This window comes from Pseudomonas sp. B21-010 (assembly GCF_024749325.1).
Taxonomy (GTDB): domain Bacteria; phylum Pseudomonadota; class Gammaproteobacteria; order Pseudomonadales; family Pseudomonadaceae; genus Aquipseudomonas; species Aquipseudomonas kilonensis.
The window spans coordinates 489,715-503,839 of sequence record NZ_CP087198.1 but is presented as its reverse complement, the minus strand read 5'-3'; the positions used below and the strand labels follow the sequence as shown (position 1 = coordinate 503,839).

General features: G+C 62.2%; 11 protein-coding genes. 8 read left to right on the top strand and 3 right to left on the bottom strand.

Annotated features, from left to right (window positions below):
* Nucleotides 1-526: 526 nt before the first annotated feature.
* The 3 genes from LOY50_RS02210 to rpmE all read right to left on the bottom strand — a co-directional run bounded on the left by LOY50_RS02210 (nucleotide 527) and on the right by rpmE (nucleotide 3,029).
* Nucleotides 527-1,795, bottom strand: a complete 1,269-nt coding sequence (locus tag LOY50_RS02210; RefSeq protein WP_258690224.1) for a malic enzyme-like NAD(P)-binding protein — start codon at nucleotides 1,793-1,795, stop codon at nucleotides 527-529.
* Between the two features lie 185 nt (nucleotides 1,796-1,980).
* Nucleotides 1,981-2,763: a thermonuclease family protein gene (locus LOY50_RS02205; protein WP_258690223.1), complete on the bottom strand. Its 783-nt coding sequence runs from the start codon at nucleotides 2,761-2,763 to the stop codon at nucleotides 1,981-1,983.
* Between the two features lie 41 nt (nucleotides 2,764-2,804).
* Complete coding sequence (gene rpmE, locus LOY50_RS02200) at nucleotides 2,805-3,029, bottom strand: 50S ribosomal protein L31 (RefSeq protein ID WP_003196965.1); 225 nt, start codon at nucleotides 3,027-3,029, stop codon at nucleotides 2,805-2,807.
* Nucleotides 3,030-3,318: 289 nt separating this feature from the next.
* Here rpmE and LOY50_RS02195 point away from each other — a divergent pair, with 289 nt between their 5' ends.
* From LOY50_RS02195 to phaZ, 8 genes are all read left to right on the top strand, one after another.
* A complete protein-coding gene (locus LOY50_RS02195) occupies nucleotides 3,319-5,538 on the top strand; it encodes a primosomal protein N' (protein ID WP_258690222.1) in 2,220 nt (739 codons plus the stop codon).
* A 262-nt stretch (nucleotides 5,539-5,800) separates the two neighbouring features.
* Nucleotides 5,801-7,537, top strand: coding sequence for an arginine--tRNA ligase (gene argS / locus LOY50_RS02190; RefSeq protein ID WP_258690221.1), 1,737 nt, complete (start codon nucleotides 5,801-5,803; stop codon nucleotides 7,535-7,537).
* A 1-nt stretch (nucleotide 7,538) separates the two neighbouring features.
* Entirely contained in the window at nucleotides 7,539-8,234 is a 696-nt protein-coding gene (locus tag LOY50_RS02185; RefSeq protein ID WP_253471082.1) for an SPOR domain-containing protein, read from the top strand.
* Between the two features lie 273 nt (nucleotides 8,235-8,507).
* Nucleotides 8,508-9,038, top strand: a complete 531-nt coding sequence (hslV, locus tag LOY50_RS02180) for an ATP-dependent protease subunit HslV (RefSeq protein ID WP_003196958.1) — start codon at nucleotides 8,508-8,510, stop codon at nucleotides 9,036-9,038.
* 56 nt (nucleotides 9,039-9,094) lie between these two features.
* A complete protein-coding gene (gene hslU, locus LOY50_RS02175; protein ID WP_214510906.1) occupies nucleotides 9,095-10,432 on the top strand; it encodes an ATP-dependent protease ATPase subunit HslU in 1,338 nt (445 codons plus the stop codon).
* A 168-nt stretch (nucleotides 10,433-10,600) separates the two neighbouring features.
* On the top strand, nucleotides 10,601-10,978 hold the full coding sequence (locus tag LOY50_RS02170) for a gamma-butyrobetaine hydroxylase-like domain-containing protein (RefSeq protein WP_253471080.1): 378 nt from the start codon (nucleotides 10,601-10,603) through the stop codon (nucleotides 10,976-10,978).
* A gap of 279 nt (nucleotides 10,979-11,257) precedes the next feature.
* A complete protein-coding gene (gene phaC, locus LOY50_RS02165; protein WP_214510907.1) occupies nucleotides 11,258-12,937 on the top strand; it encodes a class II poly(R)-hydroxyalkanoic acid synthase in 1,680 nt (559 codons plus the stop codon).
* A gap of 275 nt (nucleotides 12,938-13,212) precedes the next feature.
* Nucleotides 13,213-14,070 (top strand): poly(3-hydroxyalkanoate) depolymerase, encoded by an 858-nt coding sequence (gene phaZ / locus LOY50_RS02160; protein ID WP_253471075.1) that lies wholly within the window; start codon nucleotides 13,213-13,215, stop codon nucleotides 14,068-14,070.
* The last annotated feature ends 55 nt before the right edge of the window (nucleotides 14,071-14,125 follow it).

Genomic DNA, 14,125 nt, shown 5'->3' with positions numbered 1-14,125 from the left:
CCGCCTTCGAAAGAAGCGCGGGGCTTTTTTGGGCCGCAACATTCTGTAGGAGCCACAATCAAAGCCCACCACCGATCAAATGTGGGAGCCGAGCTTGCTCGCGATGGCGGCAGGTCAGCTAGCATCGATGTTGAATGCCAGACTGCAATCGCGAGCAAGCTCGCTCCCACAGAGATTTGCGGTAGCCACAATCAAAGCCCACCACCGACCAAATGTGGGAGCCGAGCTTGCTCGCGATAGCGGCGGGTCAGCTGGCACCTATGTTGAATGCCGGACTGCAATCGCGAACAAGCTCGCTCCCACAGAGATTTGCGGTAGCCACAATCAAAGCCCACCACCGACCAAATGTGGGAGCCGAGCTTGCTCGCGATGGCGGCAGGTCAGCCTGCATCGATGTTGAACGCCAGACTGCAATCGCGAGCAAGCTCGCTCCCACAGGGGACTTGCGGCGGCTACACGAAACCGCAAGCAACAAAAAGCCCCGACTCACAGGAGCCGGGGCTTTTTGTTGAAGCGCTACAACGGCTTAGCCGTTGAACACGTCATCCACGCTCTTGAGCGGGTAGTTCTTCGGATACGGCAGGGTGGCTACGCCAGTCTCGATGGCGGCCTTGGCCACGGCGTCGGAGATCAGGGTGATCAGGCGGGCGTCCATTGGTTTCGGGATGATGTACTCACGACCGAATTCCAGCTTGATGCCGCCGTAGGCGTCGCACACTTCCTGAGGCACTGGCAGCTTGGCCAGTTCGCGCAGGGCATTGGCGGCCGCGACTTTCATTTCTTCGTTGATGCGCTTGGCGCGAACGTCCAGGGCACCGCGGAAGATGAACGGGAAGCCCAGTACATTGTTGACCTGGTTCGGGTAGTCCGAACGGCCGGTGGCCATGATCACGTCGTTACGAGTTGCGTGAGCCAGTTCCGGGGCGATTTCCGGGTCCGGGTTCGAGCACGCGAACACGATTGGGTTCGGCGCCATGCGCAGCAGGTTTTCCGCGCTCAGCAGGTTCGGACCGGACAGGCCCACGAACACGTCGGCACCGTCCAGCGCGTCCGCCAGGGAGCGCTTCTCGGTCGCGTGGGCGAACACAGCCTTGTACTGGTTCAGGTCGTCACGGCCGGAGTGGATCACACCGGTACGGTCGACCATGAAGATGTTTTCGATATTGGCGCCCATGCTCACCAGCAACTTCATGCAGGAGATGGCCGCAGCGCCGGCGCCGAGGCAGACGATCTTGGCTTGCGGCAGGGTCTTGCCGGCGATTTCCAGGGCGTTGATCATGCCAGCCGCAGTAACGATCGCGGTGCCATGCTGGTCATCGTGGAATACTGGAATGTCGCACTGTTCGATCAGGGCGCGCTCGATCTCGAAGCACTCAGGTGCCTTGATGTCTTCCAGGTTGATGCCACCGAAGGTGATGGAGATGCGCTTGACGGTGTCGATGAAGGCTTGCGGGCTCTCGGAGTCGACTTCGATGTCGAATACGTCGATACCGGCGAAGCGCTTGAACAGCACGCCCTTGCCTTCCATGACTGGCTTGGAAGCCAATGGGCCGAGGTTACCCAGGCCGAGAATCGCGGTGCCATCGGAAATGACTGCAACCAGGTTGCCTTTACCGGTGTATTTGTAGGCCAGTTCAGGGTCGCGAGCGATTTCGCGGACTGGTTCGGCTACGCCGGGGCTGTAGGCCAGCGACAAGTCGCGAGCAGTAGCGGTGGCCTTGGTGAGCTCGACACTCAGCTTCCCTGGACGAGGATTAGCGTGATATTCGAGAGCGGCAGTTTTCAGATCAGACATGTGGGCATTCCGCTTTTTACTGTGTTGGACAGACGGACCGCCGAGGATACGCGCCTCGCAAAGTCCCCACAAGACTGACCAGTCACTGCTGTCAAGCGCCCTGCCCTACGACTTTGGACCAAGAGCCGCGAAACACAAGGGCCATATGCATACAATCGTCCTGTAAAATGTCTACAATTCTTTTCTTACAAGACCGCTTGCAGCATGGCAGGATCGGTCAGCGGCAACATCCATCGCGCCTGCCCGGCCTTGTGGCCGCCGCGTCGGGCGCGATCGACGACCCAGCCACGGGCCTCGATTTTTCGGCCCTTTAGCCGCTTCAGGGCCGAGGCGTCGAAGCGTCTTTGCACGCCGGGCGCAATGTGCAAGACAACCGCCCCCTGCAATTCAATCCAGATGCCCCCGCGATTGCGCTGGACGTTTGCGACACGTCCGCTCGTCAGCACGAAACCGGGCGCATTGATTTGCTCCGCTCGCACGACGGGCGATTTTTTCCAGAGACCGGATCCGACTTGCCGCGCATGACGTTCGGCCATTTGCTGGCAACTGACCAGGTCGACGTTCGGCGCGACCGCCACCAGAAACCCCAGCCCCTCGGCAATCAACCGCTCCTCGAGGTTCTCGCCCTGGGCGTTGTAGACATGGGCCAGCGTGCGACCGTAATCATCCCGGTCATCCTTGCCAGGCAACACGCCCACCCGTCCATCGCTGGCGGCTACCAGGGCTTCGAGTCGCTGACGCGCCGCCACGGCGAACGGTTCGTCGGCGCGGCCTCGCTTGCCCAGCTCAGGACTGTTGAGCCCAATCATCCGAATGCGTCGGCCATCCTCCAAGTACAAGGTGTCGCCATCCACCACCCGCTGCACCGCCACCTGGGGCAGGTTGCCCGGCGACGGACAAGACGCCTGGGCACCACCGAGCCAAATCGCAGACACAAAAAAGGCGCCCACAAGGGGCGCCTTTTTCATCAGCCTGGAGCGGTCGAGACGACCATCCAAAATGATCAGCCTCAGGCTTTTGGAGTAACTTTGCCGAAAGCACCGAAACGATCGGCGAACTTCTGAACACGGCCGCCGGTATCCAGAGTCTTTTGCTTGCCGGTGTAGAACGGGTGGCATTCGTTGCAAACGTCGATCGCCAGGGCTTTGCCGTAGGTCGAACGCGTTTCGAACTTGTTGCCGCAGCTGCAGGTTACGGCAATTACTGGGTATTCCGGATGGATATCGGTTTTCATGCTGTTTTCCTCAGGCTAGCGTGCCGCCATCCAACACTATTGTTGAATACCGCACGTAATTAGGCCGCGGATTCTACCAGACAACATCAATCACGCAAGCTATGACTTGTACCAACCGTCTGCTAGGCTCGCGACCTCAAGCACAATCCCTGCGGGAGCGAGCTTGCTCGCGAAAGCGGTGGGTCAGTTGCAGTGATACTGGCTGTGCCGCAGCCATCGCGAGCAAGCTCGCTCCCACATTGAATCGTGCCCAGCCTTGCGAACTTGTCCGCCTATCGAGATCCCCCGCGTGCCCGACGCCATCCTGCGCCTCGCCTTGCCTTCGCCCCTGCGCCGCCTGTTCGACTACCGCGCCCCGGCCGGGGTCCTGCGCGCCCAGTTGCAGCCGGGCATGCGCCTGCGGGTGCCGTTCGGCCGGCGGGAGATGATCGGCATCCTGGTGGAGGTCACCGACCACAGCGAGGTCCCGGTCGACAAGCTCAAACCAGCCCTGGCCCTGCTCGATGCCACGCCACCACTGCCCACCGCGCTGTTCAAGTTGTGCCTGTGGACGTCCCAGTATTACCAGCACAGCCTCGGCGACACCCTGAGTTGGGCGCTGCCGGTGCTGCTGCGCCAGGGCGAACCGGCCGAGGCGCGCCAGGAGCGGTTCTGGTCGGTGGCGCCCGGCGCCTCGCTGGGCGATCCACGCATCGCCCGCGCCCCGCGCCAGCGTGAGGCCTTGGCGACCCTGGCCCAACATCCCCACGGCGTGGCGCATCAATTGTTGAGCAAACTGATGCTCAGCAAGGACAGCCTCGACCTGTTGCTGGCCAAGGACCTGGTCCAGGTGGAAGTACGCAGGCACGCCCCCGGCGCCCGCCATGAACATTGGCTGGCCCAGCCGGAACTGCCGCTCAACGCCGAACAGCGGGCCGCTTGCGAAGCGATTCGCGCAGGTTTCGACAGTTATCACGCCTTTCTACTGGCAGGTGTTACCGGCAGCGGCAAGACCGAGGTCTACCTGCAACTGATCCGCCAGACCCTGGAGGCCGGCAAGCAGGCGCTGGTACTGATTCCGGAAATCAACCTCGGCCCGCAAACCCTGGCGCGCTTCGAACAACGCTTCAACGCCCGGATCGCCCTGGTGCACTCGGCGGTCAACGACCGCGAACGCCTGGAGGCCTGGCTCGCCGCCCGTGACGGCGAGGCCGATATCATCATCGGCACCCGTTCGGCCCTGTTCACACCGATGAAGAACCCTGGCCTGATCATCATCGACGAAGAACACGACGGCTCTTATAAACAGCAAGAAGGCCTGCGCTACCACGCCCGCGACCTGGCGCTGGTGCGCGCCCGCCAGGAAAACATCCCGATCGTCCTCGGCTCGGCCACGCCATCGCTGGAAAGCCTGCACAACGCCTACACCGGCCGCTACGGCCTGCTGCGCCTCAACGAGCGGGCCGGCGGCGCCAAGCAACCGCGCTTCCTGCGCCTGGACGTGAAAAGTCGCCCGCTGGACAGCGGTATTTCCGGGCCGATGCAGCAAGCCATCGGCCAGACCCTGGCTGCCGGGCAACAGGTCCTGGTGTTCCTCAATCGCCGCGGGTTTGCCCCGACGCTGTTGTGCCACGACTGCGGCTGGATGTCTGGCTGTGAGCGCTGCGATGCGCGGATGACCGTGCATCAACGCCATGGCGAGTTGCGTTGCCACCACTGCGGCCACGTCGAGCGCGTGCCAAGGCATTGCCCGCAGTGCGGCAAAGTGGACTTGCGCCCGGTCGGCGCCGGCACCGAGCGTGCCGAAGAACGACTGGGCATCCTGTTCCCCGATTACCCGGTACTGCGGGTGGATCGCGACAGCACCTCGCGCAAAGACGCGATGAACCAGTTGTTCGCCACGATCCAGAAGGGCCAGCCGTGCATTCTGGTGGGCACGCAGATGCTCGCCAAGGGGCACCACTTTCCGCGGGTCACGCTGGTGTCGATCCTCGACGCCGATGGCGGACTGTTTTCCGGTGATTTCCGCGCCAGCGAGCGCATGGCGCAGTTGATCGTCCAGGTCGCCGGCCGGGCCGGGCGGGCCGAGGAGCCGGGTAAAGTGATCATCCAGACGCACCTGGCCGATCATCCGCTGTTGATCCAACTGACCGAGCAAGGTTATTTCGCCTTCGCCGAACAGGCCTTGAGCGAACGCCGCAGCGCCGGCCTGCCGCCTTTTGCCCACCTGGCGCTGTTGCGGGCCGAAGCCCACAAGCCGGGGCAGGCCGAAGGCTTTCTCGATGAGGCCTGCAGCGAGGCAGAACGCTTGCTGGCGGAGCAGAACCTCACCGGCATCGAACTCTTGGGGCCGGTGCCGGCGCCGATGGAACGGCGGGCCGGGCGCTATCGCGCGCAGCTTCTATTACAGGCCAATGCCCGGGCACCGCTGCATCGACTGCTGAGCGCCTGGCTGCTGGCGCTGGAACAAATGCCTAGCGGGCGGGCGGTGCGCTGGTCGCTGGATGTGGATCCGGTGGATTTGTATTGACGGGGCTCACTGATTCCCTGTGGGAGCGAGCTTGCTCGCGATAGCGGTCTGGCATTCAACATCAATGCAAGCTGACCCACCGTCATCGCGAGCAAGCTCGCTCCCACAAGGGGATCGCGTACATCCTGACTGCCAAGAATAGTCACCACACATCCCCAACCGACCCGCTACAGTTGGCAAGCCCGCCTTCGCCACGGATAATGCCCAGTTTTTCCACCAGCGCATCGAAGCGCCGCCGCGCCTGCGGTTGAAAGAGAAGACCATGAAAGACACCATTCGCCAGCTCATCCAGCAAGCCATCGCCCAACTCGTCACTGAAGGTGTGCTGCCAGAAGGCCTGTCGCCGGCGATTCAGGTCGAAAACACCCGCGACAAGACCCACGGCGACTTCGCCAGCAACATCGCGATGATGCTCGCCAAGCCGGCTGACATGAAGCCACGGGACCTGGCGGAGAAAATCATCAATGCCCTGCCGGCCGACGAGAACGTCAGCAAGGCCGACATTGCCGGCCCCGGGTTCATCAATTTCTTCCAGAACACCCAGGCCCTGGCTTCGCGCCTTGACGCGGCCCTGGCTGACGAGCGCATTGGCGTGCGCAAGGCCGGCCCGTTGCAGCGCACCGTGGTCGACCTCTCGGCCCCCAACCTGGCCAAGGAAATGCACGTCGGCCACCTGCGCTCGACCATCATCGGCGACGGCGTGGCCCGGGTCCTGGAGTTTCTCGGCGACACCGTGATCCGCCAGAACCACGTGGGCGACTGGGGCACCCAGTTCGGCATGCTGATGGCCTACCTGCAGGAAAATCCCATTACCAGCGACGAACTGTCGGACCTGGAGAACTTCTACCGCGCCGCCAAGCAACGCTTCGACGAGTCGCCCGAGTTCGCCGACCGTGCCCGGGGCCTGGTGGTCAAGCTGCAGGCCGGCGATGCCGAGTGCCTGGCACTGTGGAGCAAGTTCAAGGACATCTCCCTGTCCCACTGCCAGAAAATCTACGAGTTGCTGAACGTCAAATTGACCATGGCCGACGTGATGGGCGAAAGCGCCTACAACGACGACTTGATCAACGTGGTCAACGACCTCAAGGCCAAGGGCATGCTGGTGGAAAGCAACGGCGCCCAGTGCGTGTTCCTCGACCAGTTCAAGACCGCCGATGGCGAGCCGCTGCCGGTGATCATCGTCAAGGCCGACGGTGGCTACCTCTACGCCACCACCGACCTGGCAGCCGTGCGCTACCGTAACAGCGTGCTCAAGGCCGATCGGGTGCTGTACTTCGTCGACCAGCGCCAGGCCCTGCACTTCCAGCAAGTGTTCGAAGTCGCACGCCTGGCCGGTTTCGTGACCCATCCGATGGAGATGGAGCACATGGGCTTCGGCACCATGAACGGCGCCGATGGCCGCCCGTTCAAGACTCGCGACGGCGGCACGGTGAAGCTGATCGACCTGCTGACCGAAGCCCAGGACCGCGCCTACACCCTGGTCAAGGGCAAGAACCCCGAGCTGGCCGAAGACGAACTGCGCAAGATCGCCAAGGTCGTGGGCATCGACGCGGTGAAATACGCCGACCTGTCCAAGCACCGCACCAGCGACTACAGCTTCAACTTCGACCTGATGCTCAACTTCGAAGGCAACACCGCGCCGTACCTGCTGTACGCCTACACCCGCGTGGCTGGGGTGTTCCGCAAGCTCGGCAAAAGCTTCGATGAAGTGGACGGCCAGATTGTGCTCCAGGCCCCTCACGAACAGGAGCTGGCGGCGAAGCTGGCGCAGTTCGGTGAAGTGTTGAACAACGTCGCCGACAAGGGCACGCCGCACACCCTGTGCGCCTACCTGTACGATGTCGCCGGCCTGTTCTCCAGCTTCTACGAGAACTGCCCGATCCTCAACGCGCAAACCCCAGAGCAAATGCAGAGCCGCCTGCGCCTCGCCGCGCTGACCGGGCGCACGCTCAAGCAAGGCCTGGAACTGCTGGGCCTGGAAACCCTGGAGCGCATGTAAGTTGGCCGCCAAGAAAAAACCTGCACCCAAACGCGGCGCCAGTCGTTACCAGCCTCCGGCCAAAAAACCGATTCCGGGCTGGTTGTGGATGGCCATCGGCCTGACCGTCGGCGCTTTCATTGTGTTTCTGATGAAGCTGGATCCGGGCCAGGGCGATGACGTCAAGCGCGTCCGCCAAGAGCAGCAGAAAGCCACGCGCATCGCCGAGGCCAACAAGACCCCGCCGAGCCCGACGCAACCGGTGAAGCCGAAGTACGACTTCTACACCTTGCTGCCGGAATCGGAAGTCATCGTGCCGCCCGATGCCGTGCCGGAGAAAACCCTGCCGACGCCGCAAGTGCCCACCACACCGGTGACCCCAGCCGAAGCGGCGAAGATCGACACCGCTCGCGCCCAGGCGGCCCTGGCCGGCATCACGCCGCCACCGGCCCCACCGGTGCAGAAAGCCGCGCCGGTGACGAAGTTCTTCCTCCAGGCCGGTTCGTTCCGCAAGGAAGCCGACGCCGACAAGGTCCGGGCGCAGATCATTCTGCTGGGCCAGTCCGTGGCGGTGGAGTCCGGCACCGTGAAGGACGAAACCTGGTACCGGGTATTGGTCGGGCCTTTTAGCAACCGTGAAGAACTGACCAAGGCGCAGAAGCAACTGGCTGGCAGCGGTTTCAGCAATCTGTTGTTACAACAACGCCAGAGCCGCTGATTCTAACGAAAGCATCTGTGGCTGCGGGGCTTTCGTGGCGAGGGAGCTTGCTCCCGCTGGGCCTGTAGGAGCTGTCGAGCGGAGCGAGGCTGCGATCTTTTGATCTTGATCTTTCGCTTGAGACTCAATGGTCTGGGGAAAGATCGCAGCCTCGTTGCACTCGACAGCTCCTACGTGACTCGCACCACTCGTCCCCCGCAGTTGAAAAAACCCACGCCACCCCCATATGAGTTCCATCCGGGCATTTTCGCCCCGCTGCGTGGAGACTCTCCCTTGACCACCATCGTTTCAGTCCGCCGTCATGGCAAAGTCGTCATGGGCGGCGACGGCCAGGTTTCACTGGGCAACACCGTGATGAAAGGCAACGCGAAGAAAGTCCGCCGCCTGTATCACGGCGAAGTCATCGCCGGTTTCGCCGGGGCCACTGCCGACGCCTTCACCTTGTTCGAACGTTTCGAAGGCCAGCTTGAGAAACACCAGGGCCACTTGGTCCGTGCCGCCGTGGAGCTGGCCAAGGAATGGCGCACCGACCGTTCCCTGAGCCGCCTCGAAGCCATGCTCGCGGTCGCCAACAAGGATGCCTCCCTGATCATCACCGGCAACGGCGACGTCGTTGAGCCCGAAGACGGCCTGATCGCCATGGGTTCCGGCGGTGCCTACGCCCAGGCTGCGGCCAGCGCCCTGCTGAAAAAAACCGACCTGTCGGCTCGTGAGATCGTCGAGACTGCCTTGGGCATTGCCGGCGACATCTGTGTCTTCACCAACCACACCCAGACCATTGAGGAGCAGGACCTCGCGGAATAAGCCTGTCCAGGCGAACCACTCCACGGCCCATTCTTGCTTGAGGACCACCCATTATTATGTCCATGACTCCCCGCGAAATCGTCCACGAACTCAACCGCCATATCATCGGCCAGGACGATGCCAAGCGCGCCGTCGCCATCGCCCTGCGTAACCGCTGGCGCCGGATGCAACTGCCCGAAGAACTGCGCGTCGAAGTGACCCCCAAGAACATCCTGATGATCGGCCCGACCGGTGTCGGTAAAACCGAAATCGCCCGTCGCCTGGCCAAACTCGCCAACGCGCCGTTCATCAAGGTCGAAGCCACCAAGTTCACCGAAGTCGGCTATGTCGGTCGCGACGTCGAGTCAATCATCCGTGACCTGGCCGATGCCGCCATCAAGCTGCTGCGCGAACAGGAAATCACCAAGGTCCGCCACCGCGCCGAAGACGCCGCCGAAGAGCGCATCCTCGACGCCCTGCTGCCACCGGCGCGCATGGGCTTCAACGCCGACACCGCCGCGACCCAGGATTCCAACACCCGCCAACTGTTCCGCAAGCGCCTGCGCGAAGGCCAGCTGGACGACAAGGAAATCGAGATCGAAGTCGCCGAAATGGCCGGCGTCGATATTTCCGCGCCGCCCGGCATGGAGGAGATGACCAACCAGTTGCAGAGCCTGTTTGCCAATATGGGCAAGGGCAAGAAGAAAAACCGCAAGCTCAAGGTCAAGGAAGCGCTGAAACTGGTGCGCGATGAGGAAGCCGGCCGCCTGGTCAACGAAGAAGAGTTGAAGGCCAAGGCGCTGGAGGCGGTCGAACAGCATGGCATCGTGTTCATCGACGAAATCGACAAGGTCGCCAAGCGCGGCAATGTCGGCGGTGCCGATGTGTCCCGCGAAGGTGTACAACGCGACCTGCTGCCGCTGATCGAAGGCTGCACGGTCAACACCAAGCTGGGCATGGTCAAGACCGACCACATCCTGTTCATCGCTTCCGGCGCGTTCCACCTGAGCAAGCCGAGCGACCTGGTGCCGGAGCTGCAGGGTCGCCTGCCGATCCGTGTCGAGCTCAAGGCGCTGACGCCGGAAGACTTCGAACGCATCCTCAGCGAGCCCCACGCGTCCCTGACCGAACAGTATTGCGCGCTGCTCAAGACCGAAGGCCTGAACATCGAGTTCACGCCAGAAGGCATCAAGCGCCTGGCCCAGATCGCCTGGCAGGTCAACGAGAAGACCGAGAACATCGGTGCCCGTCGCCTGCACACGTTGCTCGAACGCCTGCTCGAGGAAGTTTCGTTCAGCGCCGGCGACCTGGCGAGCGCCCACAACGAAGCGCCGATCCTCATCGACGCCGAGTACGTCAACAGCCACCTGGGTGAGCTGGCGCAGAACGAAGACCTGTCGCGGTATATCCTGTAACCCACTGACAGGTTTCCCGGGACCTGTGGGAGCGAGCTTGCTCGCGATGGCGGCATAACATTCAACCCATGTGCTGACTGTCGGACCGCTATCGCGAGCAAGCTCGCTCCCACATGGACCGTGTCGTTTTTGCAGATCAAGGCTCCCTTCAGAGACGGATCACAGGCCATGACCAAACTCCCCACCGCCATCAACCTGCACAAAGCCTCCAGGACCCTGACGCTCAAATATGCGCCGGACGAGGAGTATCACCTGCCCGCCGAATTCCTGCGGGTGCACTCGCCTTCCGCCGAGGTCCAGGGCCACGGCAAACCCATCCTGCAATACGGCAAGCTCAACGTTGCCCTGACCAAGGTCGAACCGGCCGGCCAATACGCACTGAAACTGACCTTCGACGACGGCCACGACAGCGGACTGTTCACGTGGGACTATCTCTATCAGTTGGCGGTGCGTCAGGAAGACTTGTGGAACGATTATCTTGGCGAACTCAAGGCCGCCGGAAAAACCCGCGACCCGGACGAATCCGTCGTCAAGCTGATGCTCTAACTCAAGGGCTGGCGCTTTAGGGCGAATTTTCTAGACTCATCTGCTTGAATGCCCGCGCGGCAACGTCAATGACTGGCCTGCTTGCGAAAAAAATTAAACTCGGGTAACCAATGGAGCTGGCAAGTTCCCTGCAAAGGAACCGACGAGTTCCTGGCATACGTTTCCTCATTGGCCCTCGATGCGGAATTAACGGTCACCCGAGCAGCGTACCTGGTATCGGCTGTGTAGCTTGCGGCACACGATCCGGGTACTCGTCTGAAGGACAATGGAGCGTCGTAGATGAGCAACAAGAACAACGATGACCTGAAGTATCAAGCCTCGGAAAATACCCTGGGGTTGAATCCCGTCGTCGGCTTGCGCAGAAAAGATCTGCTGGCCTCTGCCCGCATGGTGCTGACCCAGGCCATCAAACAACCGCTGCACAGCGTCAAGCACGTCGCCCATTTCGGCGTCGAACTCAAGAATGTCCTGTTCGGCAAATCCGAACTGCAACCGGCCGGCGACGACCGTCGCTTCGCTGACCCGGCGTGGAGCCAGAACCCACTCTACAAACGCTACCTGCAAACCTACCTGGCGTGGCGCAAGGAGCTGCACGCCTGGATCGACGACAGCAACCTCTCGCCCGCGGACATCAGCCGCGGGCATTTCGTGATCAACCTGATGACCGAAGCCATGGCCCCGACCAACTCGGCGGCCAACCCGGCAGCAGTCAAGCGCTTCTTCGAAACCGGCGGCAAGAGCCTGCTCGATGGCCTGTCCCACCTGGCCAAGGACCTGGTGCACAACGGCGGGATGCCGAGCCAGGTCAACATGGGCGCGTTCGAGGTCGGCAAGAGCCTGGGCGTGACCGAAGGCGCCGTGGTATTTCGCAACGACGTGCTGGAGCTGATCCAGTACCGGCCCATCACCGAGCAGGTCCACGAGCGACCGCTGCTGGTGGTACCGCCACAGATCAACAAGTTCTATGTATTCGACCTGAGCCCGGACAAGAGCCTGGCGCGCTTCTGCCTGCGCAGCAACGTGCAGACCTTCATCGTCAGTTGGCGCAACCCCACCAAGGAACAGCGCGAGTGGGGCCTGTCGACCTACATCGAGGCGCTCAAGGAAGCGGTGGACGTGGTCACGGCCATCACCGGCAGCAAGGACGTGAACATGCTCGGCGCCTGCTCGGGCGGTATCACCTGCACCGCGCTGCTGGGCCATTACGCCGCCCTCGGCGAGAAAAAGGTCAATGCCCTGACCCTGCTGGTCAGCGTGCTCGACACCACCCTGGACACCGACGTGGCGTTGTTCGTCGACGAACAGACCCTGGAAGCGGCCAAGCGCCATTCCTACCAGGCCGGTGTACTCGAAGGTCGCGACATGGCCAAGGTGTTCGCCTGGATGCGCCCCAACGACTTGATCTGGAACTACTGGGTCAACAATTACCTGTTGGGCAACGAGCCGCCCGTGTTCGACATCCTGTTCTGGAACAACGACACCACAAGGCTGCCGGCGGCGTTCCACGGCGACCTCATCGAAATGTTCAAGAACAATCCACTGATCCGTCCCAATGCACTGGAAGTGTGCGGCACGCCCATCGACCTCAAGCAGGTCACCGCCGACATCTTCTCCCTGGCCGGCACCAACGACCACATCACGCCGTGGAAATCCTGCTACAAGTCGGCACAGCTGTTTGGCGGCAAGGTGGAGTTCGTGCTGTCGAGCAGCGGCCATATCCAGAGCATCCTCAACCCGCCAGGCAACCCCAAGTCGCGCTACATGACCAGTGATGACATGCCGGCCAAGGCCGAGGACTGGCAGGAGAATTCAACCAAGCACACCGACTCCTGGTGGTTGCATTGGCAGGCCTGGCAGGCCGAGCGCTCGGGCAAACTGAAAAAAGCCCCGACCGTGCTGGGCAACAAGACCCACCCGGCCGGTGAAGCGGCGCCCGGCACTTATGTGCATGAGCGGTAATGGATGCAACTCGTCTGGCGCGGGAGTGGGCTTGCTCACGAATACATCCCGCCAGCCGACACTGAATGCAAGGCCCACACCGCTGGCGAACATGAAACTCATGTTCACAGCGGATCCAATGTGGGAGCGAGCTTGCTCCGGGCGGCGATCCGACGATGACGGCGGCACATCCAACAGCAATGTAGGCTGACACACCGCAATCACGAGCAAGCTCGCTCCCACAGGGGATCGGGGGAAAAATGAAAGACAGCGACCCAACCCACAGGGCTTGAAGCATGCCGCAACCGTACATCTTCCGTACCGTCGATCTGGATGGCCAGACCTTGCGCACCGCGGTACGTCCCGGCAAGCCTCACTTGACGCCACTGCTGATTTTCAACGGCATCGGCGCCAACCTCGAGCTGGTGTTCCCGTTCATCCAGGCCCTGGACCCGGACCTGGAAGTCATCGCCTTTGACGTACCCGGTGTCGGCGGCTCATCGACGCCCAACCGGCCGTATCGCTTTCCTGGCCTGGCCAAACTCACCGCGCGAATGCTCGATTACCTGGACTACGGACAGGTCAATGTGATCGGCGTGTCCTGGGGAGGCGCCCTGGCCCAGCAGTTCGCCTATGACTACCCCGAGCGCTGCAAGAAGCTGGTGCTGGCGGCCACGGCGGCCGGGGCGGTGATGGTGCCGGGCAAACCGAAGGTGCTGTGGATGATGGCCAGCCCCCGGCGCTACATTCAACCGTCCCATGTAATGCGTATCGCCCCGCTGATCTACGGCGGTTCGTTCCGCCGCGACCCGAGCCTGGCAGCCAGCCATGCGGCCAAGGTTCGTTCGGCGGGCAAGCTCGGTTATTACTGGCAACTGTTCGCCGGCCTGGGCTGGACCAGCATCCACTGGCTGCACAAGATCCACCAGCCGACCCTGGTGCTGGCCGGCGACGACGACCCGCTGATCCCGCTGATCAACATGCGCATGCTGGCCTGGCGCATTCCCAACGCCCAATTGCACATCATCGATGATGGCCATCTATTCCTGATCACCCGGGCCGAGGCGGTGGCGCCGATCATCATGAAATTCCTCGAGGAAGAACGTCAGCGTGCAGTGATGCATCCGCATCCCTCGCCGCTGGGCGGCGGCTGAAACCGCCCATTAGCGCCTGGCAGGACGCCGGACCGCGCAGCGACCCGAAACAGCG